Here is a 16,994-nt window from a genome sequence, read left to right as displayed (position 1 = left end):
CTTATTCCTCACTCCCCTGATTACTATATGGTTCCAATTGATCAAGCATCTTTGTAAAGTGTTCTGGTAATGGTGCTTCAAATTCTAATTCTTGACCTGTGGTAGGTTGTGTAAGTCCCAATGTATGGGCATGTAAATACTGTCCATTACCTGGCAAGGTTTTCTTTGGACCGTATAATGGATCACCTGCAACCGGATGACCAATATATGCTAAATGCACACGAATCTGATGAGTTCGACCTGTTTCAAGAGTCGCTGATAATAAAGTATAACCAACAAAGCGTTTTATAACTTTAAAATGAGTCACTGCTTCACGTCCACCTGAAACAACTGCTTGTTTCTTGCGATCCTTACTTGATCGTCCTAATGGAGCCTTAATTGTTCCAATATTTTCTTTAAATTCACCATGGACCAAAACTAAATATTCACGCAAATTTTTCTTCGCTTTTAAATTAGCTGATAAGGCTTCATGAGCTTTATCATTTTTGGCTATCATCAAGAGCCCTGAGGTGTCCTTATCAATCCGATGTACAATCCCAGGGCGAAATACCCCATTAATATTTGAAAGAGGAGTGTGGAACATTAGAGCATTAACCAGCGTTCCATCTTCATGGCCAAGCGAAGGATGAACAACCATTCCTTGAGGCTTATTAACAACCAAAACATCATCATCTTCATAAACAATATCCAAAGGAATATCTTGTGGTTTAAGGTCCAAAGTCACCGGTGCTGGTACCTCAATAGTAATAACTTCGTCTTGCTTAGCGTGATACTTAGCCTTCTTAATTTCACCATTGACACGCACTAACTCATTTTTAATCCATTCATTAGCCTGTGAACGTGAATATTGCGGTAAATATTCCGCAATAATCTTATCCAAGCGTCCGGTTGTTTCAGTTACCACAAATTTTTCCAACGTCATTTCTTTGCCCCTATTTTCTGTTCAATCGCACTGCGCATTTTTTTAGTTAATAAAAGATCATATGAATTATCATTGTAATCAAAGATAATACCATGCTTAGTCATTTGAACATGTTTAATCCCATCCAAACGAATTGATAACCGATTGAAACTAAGAATTTGCTTCAAATGAATATAATCATCAGTCAATTCTACTTTGTGGCGAAGAACCATAAATACAACTGCCACCACAAAAATACTTGCTACTAGGTATGTCCAAACATTAAATGTAATAAATTCCAACTGTAATGTTAATGCTAAAAGTCCAATCATTAAGACCCATGCCCAAATCACCAAGCCTGATAGGCCTCCTGTTTGATAATAGCTTCGCATGATACCCTCCTTTTTCACATTATAATTATTCATAAGTATACCAGAGAAATGGCTATTTATGCCAAAAAACTAGTTAATATCACTCAGTTAAAGCAACTTAAAACAAACTATGGCTTCTTCTTATAAGATTGTTGTTAAACCGATGATAAAATTAATTTGTGCTGTAATAAAAAAATTGATACTTTATTAACAAATATTTATAATCTGTTCTAAAATTTTTTTGACTATCCGACCTATTAAATTATTTCATGTTTTGATTTACTACATAAATTTCTTCTACCATGAAAAATATTTCAATTATAATTTATGTCTATTATTATCAAGTAACAAAATAGCTGAATTAATTTCAAATGTTTTTCCAAATTAATAAGTTTAAATGTAGCTATTAAATAGCAAATTAAGCCTCTCAATTTCACAATGTTTTAAAAAAACGAATCTTTTAAAAGCTCATAATAAGGCTAAAAAGGCACGTTTGTATATACCAAACCCAATATTGTTATACACAAATCGATTTACAATGCAAAAGTAATAATCATATCACTTAATATTTCTTTAATTTATTTCACAAAAAAAGCCGGAAAATATTCCGACTTTTTATGAAATATTTGGATTGTAAATAAACTACTTTATTAATTTTAATTCTGAAAAAACGTCCGAACATAATTTTAATTTAATTAAATTACCTTTAATTTCATTTACCAAGTTGCAATTTTAACTCCATTACTGAATCACGCAAACTAGCAGCATCTTCGAAATCCATGCGTTTAGCAGCAGCTCGCATTTGCTCTTCCAAATTTTTAATCATCTTCTCCTGATCATCACGAGCCATATCACGGAACGCCACTTCTGTGAATGATCCCTCATTATTAGAAGTATCATCTGAATCATGTGATACGGCAATCAAATCACGAACGGGTTTAATAATCGTATGAGGAACTATCCCGTGTTCCTCATTATATTCAATTTGTAATTGACGCCTTCGGGCCGTTTCATCAATTGCTGATCGCATTGAACCAGTCTCATGATCCGCATACATAATTACGTGTCCATTTTCATTTCGGGCAGCTCGTCCCATACTTTGAATTAACGAACGGGTATTTCTAAGAAACCCTTCTTTGTCTGCGTCTAAAATTGCCACTAATGAAACTTCAGGGACATCAATACCCTCTCGTAACAAATTAATTCCAATCAACACATCAAACTTACCTAATCTTAAATCACGAATTATTTCAGTACGTTCTAACGTCTTAATATCAGAATGTAAGTATTTAACTTTCACTCCCACATCTTCCAAATAATCAGTTAAATCTTCAGCCATCTTCTTAGTCAATGTTGTTACAAAGACCCGTTCATCTTTAGCTGCGCGCTCATTAATTTCACCCAATAAATCATCAATTTGTCCATTTACAGGACGAACTTCCACTGTTGGATCAAGTAACCCTGTTGGTCTAATAATTTGTTGAACAACCTCTGATTCTGGTACTCGTTCATTTTCATAGTCACCTGGTGTTGCTGACATATAGATGACTTGATTGACATGCTCTTCAAACTCTTGCAACTTCAATGGACGATTATCAAGAGCTGATGGTAGCCGGAATCCAAAATCAACCAACGTTTGCTTACGAGCCCTGTCACCATTATACATTCCTCGAATCTGGGGCATCGTAACGTGCGATTCATCTACAACAATTAAAAAATCATCTGGAAAAAAATCAATTAAAGTAAATGGTGGTTCACCAGGTTTTCTTCCATCCATATGTCTTGAATAATTTTCAATTCCTGTGGTAAAGCCCATTTCTCGAATCATTTCAATATCATATTCAGTCCGTTGCTTTAATCGCTGTGCTTCTAACAATTTACCAGAGTCTTCTAGATTTTTTAATTGCTCGTCCAACTCGGCTTGAATAGTTTTCAAGGCTCTTTCTCGAATTTTCTCATTCGTCATAAAATGAGTTGCAGGGAAAATGGTGATTGTATCTAAATCAGCCACAATTTCTCCGGTTAAGCTATCTATTTCCCGAATTCGATCAACTTCATCTCCAAAAAATTCAATACGTAAAGCTTTCGCATCAGAAGATGCAGGGAAAATTTCGACTACATCCCCTCGAGCCCGAAAACGTCCACGTTGGAAATCAATATCATTGCGTTGAAATTGGATATCAATCAAGTCACGCATCAATGTATTTCGCTCTAATTCATCCCCTACCCGAATTGAGATCACATGGTCCCGATATTGATAAGGATCTCCTAATCCAAAAATTGATGAAACCGAAGCCACAACAATGGTATCATTTCGTGAAAGCAATGACGAAGTAGCCGAATTACGTAATTTATCAATCTCATCATTAATGGATGAATCTTTTTCAATATAGGTATCTGATGAGGGAACATAAGCTTCTGGTTGATAATAATCATAATAAGAAACAAAATATTCTACGGCATTATTTGGAAAAAATTCTTTGAATTCACCATACAATTGTCCAGCCAAAGTTTTATTATGTGAAAGCACTAAAACTGGCTTATTGGCATGGGCAATCACTTCAGAAATCGTGAATGTTTTTCCTGTTCCTGTCGCCCCCAATAAGATTTGTTCTTTAACACCGTTGGCGAGTCCTTTAACTAATTTATCAATCGCCTTGGGTTGATCTCCAGTGGGTTGATACTTCGATACTACTTCATATTTACGATCTGCTTGTCGTGTAATCATCAACAGCCCCCATTATATTTATTTAAAATATCCGTTCTATTATCCACCTTTTTATTATACGCTATTCGAAGTTCAGTTTAAACTAACTTAAGTTGATTATATTAACTTATTTAGGCATCAATATTTAAATAAAAATGAGGTCGGGACAATCTTTGTCCTCACCTCATTTTAAAATTATTATCAAATTACATACATCCCCTGATAAAGAGTTCAGTTTAAAGTAACATAATTTCTACTATCTATTGTGTTACTAATTGTTCTTGTACATATTCTTTATAAAGCGGATGTGTTTTTAAGAGTTCAGCATGTGACCCTGATCCAGTAATTGTCCCTTGCTCGACAAAATAAATTTGATCAGCATCAACAATGGTAGCTAAACGATGAGCAATTACCAAAGTCGTTCGATTTTTCATTAATTGTTCCAACGCCTTTTGTACCATGGCTTCAGATTCAGAATCAAGTGAGGCTGTAGCTTCATCCAACATCAAGATCTTTGGATCACGAAGGAAGGCCCGAGCAATCGCCAATCGTTGTCGTTGACCACCCGAAATCATAATTCCACGCTCACCAACTTGCGTTTCTAATTGATTTGGCATTTTCTTTACAAATTTATCAGCATAAGCTAATTGTAAAACATGCCATAACTGATCATCCGTGTAAGTTGCATCTGATCCATATGTTAAATTATCACGAATAATCCCGGCCATGATGGCAGAATCCTGGGAAACAAAACCAATCTGCTGACGCCAGTTTTTCAAATTGATGTTTTCAATGGATTGATTTCCAATTTTTATAACTCCTGAATTGGGATCATAAAACCTTTCTAAGAGTTGGAAAATAGTGGTTTTACCACCACCAGATGGTCCAACAAAGGCCACAATGGTATTTGGCTTTGCTTCCATGGTAATATTATGCAGAATTTCTTCAGAGTCCGAATAACCAAAATTAACATTCTGCATTGATAAAGTTTTGCCTTCTAATTCGACAACTTGACCTTTTTCAAAATCTTCTGCCGATTCATCTAAAATTTCAGTTAAGCGTTGAGTTGAACCTTGTGTCTTTGCGTAGGTAGTCGAAAAAGTTCCAATCGACATAAATGCTGGCATAATTTGGAATAGATACATTAAGAAACTAAATAAAGTTCCCATAGTTGATTGCCCATGAGCAATTCGCAAGGCTCCTACAAATAGAATTACTACAAAGAGACCCATCATGACTAAATTCATTACTGGCCCAACTGTTCCATCAATTACTGCTTCTTTTCGTCCGAAGTGGAAAAGGCGCTCAATGGATTGATTCCCCGTTGTTTTGATCTGTTCTTCAGCACCAAAAGATTTAACTAATCTCATTTCAGCTAAAATTTCTTGTGCCACCCCTGAGAAATCGGCCATTGCGTCTTGTGTTGCATGTCCCACTTTTCGTGAAAACATCATAATAGGCATTAGAAATAGTAAGGTAACAGGTGCTGCCAAAAGAATCCAGAGCGCTAAATGCCAATCGGTTGAAAACATTAACACAATTGCTCCCAACATTTGTAAAAAGCTCGTCACAAAATTTGGTAAATCATTAGCTACTAACCGTTTCACTTGTGTTGTATCATTTGTTAAACGTGATGTGATCTCGCCAGATTTTGTTTGATCAAAATAACGTACTTTTAGTATGGCCAAACGTTCCCATATAATTGACCGTAAGTTTTTAACTAATTGCTCCCCTGCAACTGATGTTAAAAAACTTCCCAAAGCCGAAATTAAAGCACCACCCATGAAAAGAGCTAAGACGATTCCTATCAATTTATAATCTGCGCCTTGCTTACCAATGAATGAATTAATCAAATTTCCAGAATACTTGGGTGCTAACAAATTAGCAAAGACCCCAACTAGCGATAATAGTAATCCCGTGATCATATATCCCCATTGTGGGTGAGCCATTTTAATGATTTTAACTAAACTTTTTGTCCCACCTTGGGGGCGTTTTTCAAATTGTGATTGTCCTTGTTTCCGTTGCATTATGTTTTCTCTTTCCTTTAGATTTAAAACCAGTGTGGATCATTAAAGTTTCCCCGTGGATGATTATGTGGATGGTTAAAATGCCGTCCAATATTATTTCTTCTATTTGTAAGCTCCTCAAATTGTTCACGTTGTTGTGGATTCAAGTGATTTACAAATTGTTCATTAAATTTTTCATCATTTAAATGAGCATTGAGTTGTTCCAATTGTTCACCGAATTGTTGTTGCTCTGAATCAGTGAAAACATCAAAAATTTCATTCTCAAGTTTATTGCGTGTCGAGTCTAATTCATTTAAAAAGTCTAATCCATTTTGAGTAATTTTAATTAAGACAATCCGAGCATCCTGCTGGTCCTTAATTCGTTCAACCCTCCCTCCTTCTTCAAGCTTTTTAATAATTTGGGTTACTGACGCTGGACGGATATCTAATATATCCGCAATTGTTCCCGCAGTAATTGGTTGGCTACTAGTGCTTAAAATCCGTAATAAACGGCGCTGGTTATTCGGCCGTTGACGGTGTTCCTGACCATGTGACATCATTGTAAACCACAAACTTGGTTGTCGCATTAATTCAGTTAAGTTGATTAAAATATCTTTTTGCTCCATTAGAAATACCTCGTTAAATATTTAGTTTTTGTTTTAGTTAACTAACAAATATTAATTATAGATGTTTATTTAGTTTTGTCAAATTAAAACTAAATAAATTTCAAATAATTACATCTTAATCTATAATAAATCACAAAATAAAAAGTACGCCCTAACTAAGTTCCCCCAGTTTTAGCATACTTCATCTCATTAATTATTTTTCATTACTACCGCGGTTAAAAATACCGATGTAAATTCTTTGTAACCGTTCAGAGCCAGGAAATTCTTCCGCTAGCATTTCTGGTAAAACCTCATGTATGAAATAATCCGTACTTTTCATATCCCGAAACGCATAAATAGTTTCTAAACTTTCTTTATATATTTCCATGAAAACCGGTTCTGGATTACCCTTTTGTAATTCACCAAATGCTTCATACAATAAATCAATTTTATCTGATACAGATAAAATCCGTCCTTCTAAGGTATCATCCTTACCTTCAGTAAGTCGTCGATGATAACTATCACGGTATTCTTCTGGAATTTCTACCCGAATAAAATTATCTGCTAAAGACTCCTCAACATCAGCCAACATATGGCGTAATTCAGAAGATGCATACTTTACCGGTGTGCGAATATCACCAATAAACCGTTCATTGATGTCATGGTTTAAAGCTTTTTCATATAACAATTTCCAATTAACTTCTTCGCCATGCTGTTCTTCAATATCGCCTAGAAATTGGGCAACTTGCGTGACTTTCCATGAATGCGCAGCCACAGAATGAGGGAAATATTTAAAGTACCCTGGAGCTCGATTAATCATCTCCAACTCGGTTAATCCTGATAAATACTGATTAAATCCCATCTTAACATCCTCCATTTTCTGAAAACAATCAATCCAACGGTTTAATTGATATAAACTATACACAATACAATTGCTTGATGCAAGGGTTTTCAAAAAAATGTATTTATTCATATCACATCATCAAATATTGGATCTAAAAACAAAAGAAGAGCGCAACCATATAGGTTGTACTCTTCTTCCAAAAATATAATAAACATCTTCAACCTAATATTTATTAATCACTTTCTAAGCGCGTAATATCATAGGTTTTACTATTTGATTTTTGAACCAAGACCGTTTGAACTCCTTCAACAGTTTTTATGCGGATTTGGACTGACAAATTCGTTGGCAAAAAGCTTGGTGCCGTTTGTGCTACATAATTTGAAAAACTATCCATCTCGGTTTGTGAATAGAATTGCGTAGTGATATCAACTTTTAAGCTTTTAACATCCTTATCATTATACTTAGCAGTTCCTGTCACATAAGACACATTGGGGAAGAAGCCTTGAATATTGTTTTGGAAATTTACAAATTGGGTATTCAAGCCACTTGCCATATCTTGATAATTTTTTGTGTTCTCTTGCATTGGCAAAACAACATTTTTTTCATTAATTGACTTAAAGTTGCCCAATTTAGTTCCAGATTTAGATTCTACATAGCTGTAAAAGCTCCCACCCGCTAGACTATCATCAGAAGATTGGCTAAACATAGCTACAACAATGGGCGTATTGTTGCTTATGCCTTCCATTTTACGATAGCGAGCAACAACCTCAGCAGCAATCTCTTTACCCTTGGCAATTCGAGTACTATCCTCTATTTTTTGAGTGAAATTAACTCCATATTCTTCCTTTTGATAAATATCTTCGGTATTCATAGCCAATCCTAAGACAATTCCCTTTAATTTCAAAGTACTATCTTCTTGAGTCATAAAGTCTTGTTCTTCAATTGACTGTAAATAATAAGGATTCCGCCCATCATCGGTTTTACCATTATCTTCAGGGTTTAATCCAGATGGATTATCATGCGACTTTCGTTTTAACCAAGATTGGGCCGTTTTGGTATCTAAATATTGACCTTCTTGAAAAATATAAGATTTAGGCGAGAAATGCTTCCTAGCCACATCTAACAATCCATTTTCAAAATTAACTGTGTTATATTGATTTCCATTTTGATTTGCTGTGACTCCTCGAGCCTTTCCAACCAAATAATTTCCATCTTTAATAACCGACTTATATTGATCATCGGAGTTTGATCCCGTTAATTTAATCCCTTTTTTAGTGGTGATTTTATTATTAACGGTGGTTTTGCTTTTTTGAGATTCAACCTTTGATGAATTTTTAGAATAAAAATTACCAAAAAAGATTAAAGCGCCGCCCAAGAGCACTACACCAACCACGGCCCCAATCCATTTTATATAGCGCATTTGTCCGCCCCTTTTACATTTTTAATATTATTTATATACTGTATATTCTAACAAATTACGGTTGCTTTTGCATAATATCTTGAAAATCTTGTTCAGACCAGATGGTAATGCCTAAATCTTGAGCTTTAGCGAGTTTACTTCCAGCATCAGCACCTGCTATGAGAAGATTGGTCTTTTTAGAAACACTTCCCACAACTTGTGCACCGTGTTGTTCCAACCATTTTTCTGCTTCTGATCGACTAAACATTGTCAATTTACCGGTCAAAACAATTTTTTGATCAGCAAACTCAGGCAAAACTGTCACTGGTGCTTCGGCTTGATAAGCAAAATTAACTCCCAATTGTTGCAACTGAGTTAAGAGCTCTTGTACCAGCGATTCTTGAAAATATTGAACAACATTTTCAGCAATAACTAAACCTAGCCCTTGTATGTTAGCAATTTCTTCCACACTAGCCTTCGCTAATTGATCAATTGTTTTAAATTTTTGCATGATTTGTCGAGCCACTTTAGCTCCGACCGTTCTAATTCCAAATCCAAACAAAAGTCGTTCAGCCGAATTTTGTTTAGACTGTTCCACAGCTTGTAATAGGTTTTGGGTCGCTTTTGGACCAAATTTATCCAATTCCAAAAGTTCTACTTCATCCAATTGATATAAATCTGCAATTGTTTTAATTAATCCACGATCCAATAACTGTTCGACGATTTTAGGACCTAATCCATCAATATTCATGGCATTCCGCGATGCAAAATGTGTCAATCGTTCTTTAATTTGAGCAGGGCAAAAGGGGTTCAAGCATCGTAAGGCAATCTCACCATTTACATGCACCAATTCATCCCCACAAACAGGGCAATGATTTGGAATGTCATATGGGACACTATCCTTAGGACGTTGGTCTAAAACGGCCATCCCCACCTCCGGAATAATATCGCCAGCTTTATGCAATGTAACTGTATCACCAATTCGCAAATCTTTTGCTTTTAAATATTCTGGATTATGTAATGAAGCTCGCGACACTGTCGTCCCAGCTAATTGAACAGGATCCATAACTGCCGTTGGTGTGACAGCCCCCGTGCGTCCAACTGTCCATTCAATATCTTTTAAAATCGTTTGTTTTTCTTCCGCTGGAAATTTATAAGCAATTGCCCATTTAGGGACTTTAACTGTTGCGCCTAATGCTTCATGTAGATCTAAATTATTAACTTTAACCACAATTCCGTCAATTCCATATGCTAAATCGTCTCTTTTAGCCGTCTTTTCTTCAATATAATTCTTTAACGTATTTATATTATCAACGACTTGATTCGTAAGATTAACTGGAAGCCCTAAATTAGCTAAACGTATTAACAATTCTGATTGGGTTTTGACCTCTAATTGGTTCTGTAAATCAACAACTTGATATATAAAGCCTGCCAATTGACGCTGTTTAGTAATTTGTGGATCAAGTTGACGCAAAGAACCCGCCGCCGCATTTCGAGGATTAGCAAAGGGCGCCAATCCATCTCGATCTCGTTGTTCATTTAAGCTGACAAAAGCTGCCTTAGGCATATAAATTTCGCCCCGAACTTCCAAATTTAAAGGCTCGGTTAATTGATGTGGAATATTCTTAATGTTTAAAACATTCGCGGTAACATCTTCACCAATTTGCCCATTACCTCGGGTCGAAGCTTGTGTTAATTGGCCATTTGTATATTGTAAACTAATCGCTAATCCATCAATCTTCAATTCTGCATTATATTCCAAAAAATCCGAAGTACTCTGCTGCGTTGTATTCATCCAATCATCTAAAGCTTCAATAGAAAAAACATCGCCTAAAGATAACATAGGTTGCAAATGTTCAACCTTTGGCAGATCATCTTTCGTTTGATCCCCAACTTTTTGCGTAATTGAATCAGGTGTAATCAATTCAGGAAATTGATATTCTAAATCAATTACTTCTTGATAGACAAGGTCGTAATCACTATCTTCCACTGTGGGTGCATCGTTTTGATAATATTCTACTGCCCATTTTTTTAACTGAGCTTGCCGAATAGCTAACTTTTCTTTTGCTTCCGCTAATGTCAATTGATCTTCGACCATACATTACTCCTTTAGCTTTGCTTTTTGATGGGTGCAAATGCTGCCAATAGTCGTTTAATTCCTTGTGATGCAAAGGCAACATCTAATTCCATATTTTCACCCAACCCATTAACCTTAACAACTGTTCCAGTTCCCCACTTTTTATGAGAAACCAAATCACCAACCGCCCAGTTGGATTGTTCGTCAGATGTAGTATTATTTGGTGCTTGATGTACTTGCCGCGTTGAAGTTAAATTCCGGCTTGTACTTGAATTTGTTCTTTGATTAGGCTGGGCCTGACGTCCTTGAAAGGTTGTACCAGTTACTGATTGCGTTCGTTGTGCAAAAGGTAAACTAGCTTCCCGCGCTCTATAACTATCTAACTGACCTACAGTGGAAAGATCCAAATATTTTGGTGAAATTTCATCAATAAACCGTGAAGGCATATTGTTATTCATCTTACCGTAAAGCATGCGTGTGTAAGCGTTTGTCAAATAAAGTTTTTCCTTAGCCCGAGTAATACCAACATAGGCCAGACGACGTTCTTCATCCAACTGTTTTGGATCAATAATAGCCCGGAATGATGGGAAAATTGATTCTTCCATCCCTACCAAAAAGACAACTGGAAATTCAAGCCCTTTGGCTGCATGCAAAGTCATCAAGGTTACATTATTATCATCCTCATCAACATTATCAATATCGGAAACCAAAGCCAATTCACTCATAAAGTCTACATATTTAGAAACGCTTTCTTCATCTGGAACGTAATTTTTATCAAATTGTTCGGTCACCGTCAAAAATTCATCCAAATTTTCTAAACGGTTTTCGTTTTCAGGCGTAGGACTAGCTTTTAATGTTTCCACATAATTCGTTTCTTTATAAATCACCCGTGCTAAATCAGTAATTGAAACATCAAATTGTTCTTGTTGAATTAGATTTTGCATCAATGCTGCAAAATCCATAAATTTATTTTGCGCCCGACTTTGTAAATCATTCATTAAATTAGCATTAGCCGCTGCCTCTAGAAGAGGCCAATTATGCTCACTAGCAAATGCCCGTAACTTAATAATTGACGTATCACCAAGCCCCCGTTTAGGTTCATTGACTACTCGTAAAAAGCTTTCATCATCAGCAGGATTCGTAAGGAGTGAGAAGTACGCTAAAATATCACGAATTTCTTTTCGATCATAGAATTTTGAACCACCAACCATTGTATATGGAATATTAGCTTTAACTAACGCCTCTTCTATCCCACGTGATTGGGCATTTGTCCGATAAAGGATTGCAAAGTCTCGATATTGTCGTTTCTCATTTTTAACTTGATTCGCAATTTCACCTAAAATATAAACAGCCTCATCTCGGTCTGAATTTGAACGATGATAAGTTATTTTTTCACCATCACCATTCTCAGTCCACAAATTTTTAGTAATTCGCCCATTATTATTAGCAATTACCTCATTAGCTGCATTTAAAATCGTTTGAGTCGAACGATAATTTTGTTCCAAAAGGACTTTTTTAGCCCCTACATAATCTTTTTCGAAATTCAAAATAATTTCTAAATTAGCACCACGCCATCCATAAATACTCTGATCAGAATCACCTACAACAGCTAAATTTTTCCAACCATCAGCCAATAATTGAATTAATCGATATTGAGCATCATTAGTATCTTGATACTCATCGACATGAATATATTGGAACTTATCTTGGTAATACTGTAAAACTTCTGGTTCTTGTTCTAAGAGCTCGATCGTCAACATAATTAAATCATCAAAATCCACAGATTGAGATAAGCCTAATTGTTTTTGATAAGCAGCATAGGCTTTCGCCACAATTTTACCAAATAGGTCATTAGCCGTTTTAGCATAATCGACGGGAGTTTCCATGGCATTTTTAGCATTTGAAATTGCACTCAAAACACTCCGAGGGTCAAACTTTTCAATATCAACATTTTGATCTTTTAAAATTCGCTTAACCAGCGTTCTTTGAGTTCCGGCATCAATGATCGTAAAATCACGTTTATAACCTAATTTATCAATATCGCGTCGTAAAATTCGAACGGCCATGGCGTGAAAAGTCGAAACCCAAACTCGATCAGCATCCTCAGCCCCAATTAAATCAGCAATCCGTTCTTTCATTTCTCGTGCAGCCTTATTGGTAAAAGTAATAGCCAAAATCCGCCAAGGCGCCACATTTTTGTCTTTAATTAAATGTGCAACCCGATGTGTTAAAACCCGAGTTTTACCAGATCCCGCCCCAGCCATAATTAACAACGGACCTTCCGTTGTCGTCACAGCCTCAGCCTGTTGTGGATTCATGCCCCTTAACATTTCTTGACTCATTAATTAACGCTCCTTTTTTCCCCAATATTGATACAAATCAACCTTTAACGCTCCATTATAGAGTTTACGTTTCTTCGTTGCTTTTTCTCCATATGCCCTTTCAAATTCTTCATCACTAGTCAAAATATATTTTGACCAAGTTGGCATATTTTTATAAATATCACCCATTTCGCCATATAAACGACGGACGGTTTCTTCATCACCTAATCGTTCTCCATAGGGAGGATTAGCGACAATAATTCCATTTTTATCTTCAGGGACCCAATCTTTAGCTGCTAATTGCTTAAATTCAATATCTTCCCCAACGCCAGCTTTATTCGCATTATCTTTAGCAATATCAATCATATTTTCATCGATATCATAACCTTTGATGTTTAATTCAACATTAAAATCAATCATACCTCGGGCGGTTTCTTTCAATTCTTTCCCAATTGATGGATCAAACATTTCCCAATCAGAAATATCAAATTCGCGATTAAGTCCTGGTGCGATATTTCGACCAATTAAAGCAGCTTCAATTGGAATGGTCCCAGATCCAGTAACGGGATCGACAAACGGATTATCAGTAAACCAATGAGCCAAATCTACAAGAGCTGCTGCCATAGTTTCTTTCAATGGCGCTCCTCCCTTTTCAGTTCGATAACCTCGTTTAAAGAGGGAGTCTCCAGTAGTATCTAAGGTAATCATGACATGATTTTTATCAATTGCTGCCTCAATTAGATACCGAGCACCGGTTTCAGGTAAATGTCCTCGTGTATTATACGTTTCAGATAAACGTTCAACAATTGCCTTTTTTGTAATACTTTGGACTGTTGGAACGGAATGTAAGATTGACCCTTTTGACCGACCATTGACGGGGAATTCCGCGTCATAAGGCAAAATTTCTTCAAAAGGATAAGCTTTAACTCCTTGAAATAAATCCTCAAAAGTTTTGGCTTCAAATTCAGTCAAAACAATTTTAATTCGATCCGCTACTCTTAACCACAGGTTAGCTCGATAAATATCAGTCAAAGTTCCTTCAAAGAACACTCGACCATTTTCAGTTCTAACTTGATAACCTAAATTTTTTAGTTCTTTAGCAACAATTGCTTCCATCCCAGCGCCCATGACAGCCATTAATTTAAAAGTTGGTTCGGTCATCCTATACTCCTCATTCGTAAATATTAAGCTGTCTCCTTCAATAACTGAGTATCAACTTAATGCTAGTTCATTTTCTTTAAATCATTAAAAACTATATTTTATATGTTTCAACAAGTAACCTCACTTCAATTTAAATTATATCAATTTAGTGAGCAAACTTGTTTATTACTTTTATTTTTATAAAAAATACAAAAATAAAAGCCGACACCCTAAAGTGTCGGCTGCCGGATGTGTTAGCTGTAAGCCATGTTTTGTTCCAAACAGAGCTTGGCAGGCTTTGTTTGGTGGCAATCATCTATCTCAGATATTAAAAATATCTCCCCGATCATCACTTCAATTTGTTAGATCAAGCGCCCCTACCAAAGTTTGGGTTGCCCGCTCGTGGGGTTTACCGCGTTCCAGCCTTTCCATTTCTAAAAAGGTTCGTCACTGTGGCACTTTCACAACTATTAAACCGTGGTTTCCTTTAGGTCATTCGTTGGCCGTCAACCATTTACATGGCTGCCTAGCCTTATTTTTTCAGCTAGCGCGAACACTACTGGCATCACAGCCAGTGCGAGCATGGACTTTCCTCATACCATAAAAATGATACGCAATTACCCACTAACACAACATCCTAAATTATACACCAAATGCTTCGCAATTTATAGTGTTTTATTATTCTGTTTTTTCATTAGCTGTTCCAAAGACACGCCGTTCTAAATTAGAGAGCCGCTTTAAGATATCCATATTTGCATTTGCTGAAGGAGTTGCCGGATTACTAGTACTGGTTGTTGCTGTAACTGAATTAGCTCGACGTGTTAACTCAGCAATTTCCAACTTTTGTTTCTCAATGGTTTCTTCTAATTCACTAATATTACTTTCAAATATTTGATAATCCGCCATTAATTCATCAAGATAACTATCAACATCATTAGTATTGTAACCTTGAATTGCAGTTTTCTTAAAATCTTTATTAAAAATTTCTTCAACGGTGTGCCGTACTTGTTCCATAGTGGAGCTCCTTTATTTAATCTTGTTTCAAGTTTACCAGTTTATCTAACTTATTTCATCTGAAAAAATAATTTTTACCATTCTCGAATACTTTCAGCATATTCATCGGCATATTCTTGTAAACGGTCAAAATCAACTAAAGTAATCGAATATGAACGATTTTGCTGATATTGTTGCATAGCGGCATACAGGAAACGAACCTTACTTTCATCTGCTTGTGGATCATAGAATAGAATTACTCCATCTGTATGCTTTAGCATAAAATTTTGATAATTTTTGAATTGCTGAGGATTTTTATAAGGTTCTGGACTGACGCTTTGTGTAAAATCCACTGCTGTTTTTAATTGCTGAAGTTGAGCCTGATTGTTTTCATTCCACTGTCCTCCAAAATCAATAAATGGAGTCATTAGGGCTGTTTTTAACAGCGGGTTATCCAATCTCAACGCATTTGCGGTTTCTAATGCATATTGATCTATACCTAATTGTCCACCCGTTATAACCCACTCTAATCCTTCATCTAATGCTCTCTTCAGCAACTTTTCAAGAGCAAATTTAATAACAGCGACTTTAGGATCTTGATTTCCAAAAATGCCTAATTCAAAACTTCTAAAACCAGTGATCCACAGTCTTGTCATACGTAAAATTCCTCTTTCAACGTAATAATCCTAAATATTATATAAACAATAATATTTTAACCACAATTTTCTTAGATTAAAATTAAAAAATAATCCATCCATCCCTCAATTGCTGATAATTCTTCCTATTAATTATAGCAGAAAATCAAGATTCAATCGGTTCATATCACATTTTATGAGATTATTTTATCTAAACTAGATCATCCTATAATCTAGTTTATTTCTATCATCTAGAAACAAAAATTATAAATTGCTGATAAAAATATACCTCAATTAATAAATTAAATCCCCTCAATATAGGACTAGTCTGGGTAATTTTGGTATAATAATAACGATTATCTTTCATATGGAGGTGTTGCGATGACCATTAAATACCCAAATGGACAACCATTTGAACCATCGCGATCAACAAAAAATGACATAAAACGTCCTAATCAAGGTCATCGTGGAATGTCTTTAGAAAGCGAATTAAATCAAGCCAATCAATTTTATCTACAAAATGGTTTGGCTAACATTCATAAAAAGCCAACCCCTATTCAAATTGTAAATGTTGAGTATCCAAAAAGATCAGCCGCCAAAATAACAGAAGCTTACTTTCGTCAAGCTTCAACGACTGATTATAATGGAATTTATCAAGGACGCTATCTGGATTTTGATGCCAAGGAAACAGCCAACCAAACCTCATTTCCACTTAGTAATGTCCATCAACATCAAATTGATCATTTAGATGATATTAAACGGCTTGGTGGCCTAAGCTTTTTTATTATTCGTTTTACAAAACGTAATGAAACCTACCTGATTGATAGTAGTCTCTTAATCACTTATTGGAAAAATCGGCAAGAAAACCGTAAGTCAGTTCCATATACCGAAATTGTCGAACAAGGAATCTTAATCCCAACTGGTTTAAGACCTTCCCTACCTTATCTCAATGCAGTTGATCAATTAATTGCAATACATTAAATTTATATTATTCA

Annotated in this window: 13 protein-coding genes and 1 other RNA gene; 1 reads left to right on the top strand and 13 read right to left on the bottom strand. The window is 35.6% G+C overall.

Annotated elements, in window-relative coordinates:
- Position 1 precedes the first annotated feature (1 nt).
- The 13 genes from WKK_RS06335 to WKK_RS06280 all read right to left on the bottom strand — a co-directional run bounded on the left by WKK_RS06335 (position 2) and on the right by WKK_RS06280 (position 16,020).
- Positions 2-922, bottom strand: a complete 921-nt coding sequence (locus WKK_RS06335) for an RluA family pseudouridine synthase (protein WP_013989810.1) — start codon at positions 920-922, stop codon at positions 2-4.
- On the bottom strand, positions 919-1,293 hold the full coding sequence (locus WKK_RS06330; RefSeq protein ID WP_006845265.1) for an EbsA family protein: 375 nt from the start codon (positions 1,291-1,293) through the stop codon (positions 919-921). The genes WKK_RS06335 and WKK_RS06330 overlap by 4 nt, the downstream gene beginning before the upstream one ends.
- 691 nt (positions 1,294-1,984) lie before the next feature.
- Positions 1,985-4,000, bottom strand: coding sequence for an excinuclease ABC subunit UvrB (gene uvrB, locus WKK_RS06325; protein ID WP_013989809.1), 2,016 nt, complete (start codon positions 3,998-4,000; stop codon positions 1,985-1,987).
- A gap of 239 nt (positions 4,001-4,239) precedes the next feature.
- Positions 4,240-6,006, bottom strand: a complete 1,767-nt coding sequence (locus WKK_RS06320; protein WP_013989808.1) for an ABC transporter ATP-binding protein — start codon at positions 6,004-6,006, stop codon at positions 4,240-4,242.
- Between the two features lie 23 nt (positions 6,007-6,029).
- Complete coding sequence (locus WKK_RS06315; RefSeq protein ID WP_013989807.1) at positions 6,030-6,611, bottom strand: MarR family winged helix-turn-helix transcriptional regulator; 582 nt, start codon at positions 6,609-6,611, stop codon at positions 6,030-6,032.
- 193 nt (positions 6,612-6,804) lie between these two features.
- Positions 6,805-7,452, bottom strand: coding sequence for a YfbR-like 5'-deoxynucleotidase (locus tag WKK_RS06310; RefSeq protein WP_006845261.1), 648 nt, complete (start codon positions 7,450-7,452; stop codon positions 6,805-6,807).
- Positions 7,453-7,666: 214 nt separating this feature from the next.
- Positions 7,667-8,854, bottom strand: coding sequence for a CamS family sex pheromone protein (locus tag WKK_RS06305; RefSeq protein WP_013989806.1), 1,188 nt, complete (start codon positions 8,852-8,854; stop codon positions 7,667-7,669).
- A 55-nt stretch (positions 8,855-8,909) separates the two neighbouring features.
- The gene (gene ligA, locus WKK_RS06300) at positions 8,910-10,931 is read right to left on the bottom strand and encodes an NAD-dependent DNA ligase LigA (RefSeq protein WP_013989805.1); all 2,022 of its coding nucleotides are present in this window, start codon (positions 10,929-10,931) and stop codon (positions 8,910-8,912) included.
- A gap of 11 nt (positions 10,932-10,942) precedes the next feature.
- Positions 10,943-13,252 carry a DNA helicase PcrA gene (gene pcrA / locus WKK_RS06295; protein WP_013989804.1) on the bottom strand — a complete coding sequence of 770 codons (2,310 nt, stop codon included), beginning with the start codon at positions 13,250-13,252 and terminating at the stop codon, positions 10,943-10,945.
- Positions 13,253-13,255: 3 nt separating this feature from the next.
- A complete protein-coding gene (locus tag WKK_RS06290) occupies positions 13,256-14,392 on the bottom strand; it encodes a THUMP domain-containing class I SAM-dependent RNA methyltransferase (RefSeq protein ID WP_013989803.1) in 1,137 nt (378 codons plus the stop codon).
- A gap of 235 nt (positions 14,393-14,627) precedes the next feature.
- An RNA gene (gene rnpB / locus WKK_RS07105) (RNase P RNA component class B) lies at positions 14,628-15,000 on the bottom strand.
- Between the two features lie 49 nt (positions 15,001-15,049).
- Positions 15,050-15,385, bottom strand: coding sequence for a cell division regulator GpsB (gpsB, locus tag WKK_RS06285; RefSeq protein WP_006845256.1), 336 nt, complete (start codon positions 15,383-15,385; stop codon positions 15,050-15,052).
- 74 nt (positions 15,386-15,459) lie between these two features.
- Positions 15,460-16,020: an SLOG family protein gene (locus WKK_RS06280; protein ID WP_013989802.1), complete on the bottom strand. Its 561-nt coding sequence runs from the start codon at positions 16,018-16,020 to the stop codon at positions 15,460-15,462.
- A 360-nt stretch (positions 16,021-16,380) separates the two neighbouring features.
- Between WKK_RS06280 and recU the strand changes: the two genes are divergently transcribed.
- Positions 16,381-16,980 (top strand): Holliday junction resolvase RecU, encoded by a 600-nt coding sequence (gene recU, locus WKK_RS06275; protein ID WP_006845254.1) that lies wholly within the window; start codon positions 16,381-16,383, stop codon positions 16,978-16,980.
- The last annotated feature ends 14 nt before the right edge of the window (positions 16,981-16,994 follow it).

The organism is Weissella koreensis KACC 15510 (genome assembly GCF_000219805.1).
GTDB lineage: Bacteria > Bacillota > Bacilli > Lactobacillales > Lactobacillaceae > Weissella > Weissella koreensis.
This window is presented reverse-complemented; position numbering and strand designations above follow the sequence as displayed.

Coding starts and splice junctions, on each gene's coding strand:
- WKK_RS06310 (WP_006845261.1), bottom strand. CDS start 7,452: ATGGGATTTAATCAGTATTTATCAGGATTAACCGAGTTGGAGATGATT.
- pcrA (WP_013989804.1), bottom strand. CDS start 13,252: ATGAGTCAAGAAATGTTAAGGGGCATGAATCCACAACAGGCTGAGGCT.
- recU (WP_006845254.1), top strand. CDS start 16,381: ATGACCATTAAATACCCAAATGGACAACCATTTGAACCATCGCGATCA.
- uvrB (WP_013989809.1), bottom strand. CDS start 4,000: ATGATTACACGACAAGCAGATCGTAAATATGAAGTAGTATCGAAGTAT.
- WKK_RS06335 (WP_013989810.1), bottom strand. CDS start 922: ATGACGTTGGAAAAATTTGTGGTAACTGAAACAACCGGACGCTTGGAT.
- WKK_RS06305 (WP_013989806.1), bottom strand. CDS start 8,854: ATGCGCTATATAAAATGGATTGGGGCCGTGGTTGGTGTAGTGCTCTTG.
- WKK_RS06320 (WP_013989808.1), bottom strand. CDS start 6,006: ATGCAACGGAAACAAGGACAATCACAATTTGAAAAACGCCCCCAAGGT.
- gpsB (WP_006845256.1), bottom strand. CDS start 15,385: ATGGAACAAGTACGGCACACCGTTGAAGAAATTTTTAATAAAGATTTT.
- WKK_RS06330 (WP_006845265.1), bottom strand. CDS start 1,293: ATGCGAAGCTATTATCAAACAGGAGGCCTATCAGGCTTGGTGATTTGG.
- ligA (WP_013989805.1), bottom strand. CDS start 10,931: ATGGTCGAAGATCAATTGACATTAGCGGAAGCAAAAGAAAAGTTAGCT.
- WKK_RS06315 (WP_013989807.1), bottom strand. CDS start 6,611: ATGGAGCAAAAAGATATTTTAATCAACTTAACTGAATTAATGCGACAA.
- WKK_RS06280 (WP_013989802.1), bottom strand. CDS start 16,020: ATGACAAGACTGTGGATCACTGGTTTTAGAAGTTTTGAATTAGGCATT.
- WKK_RS06290 (WP_013989803.1), bottom strand. CDS start 14,392: ATGACCGAACCAACTTTTAAATTAATGGCTGTCATGGGCGCTGGGATG.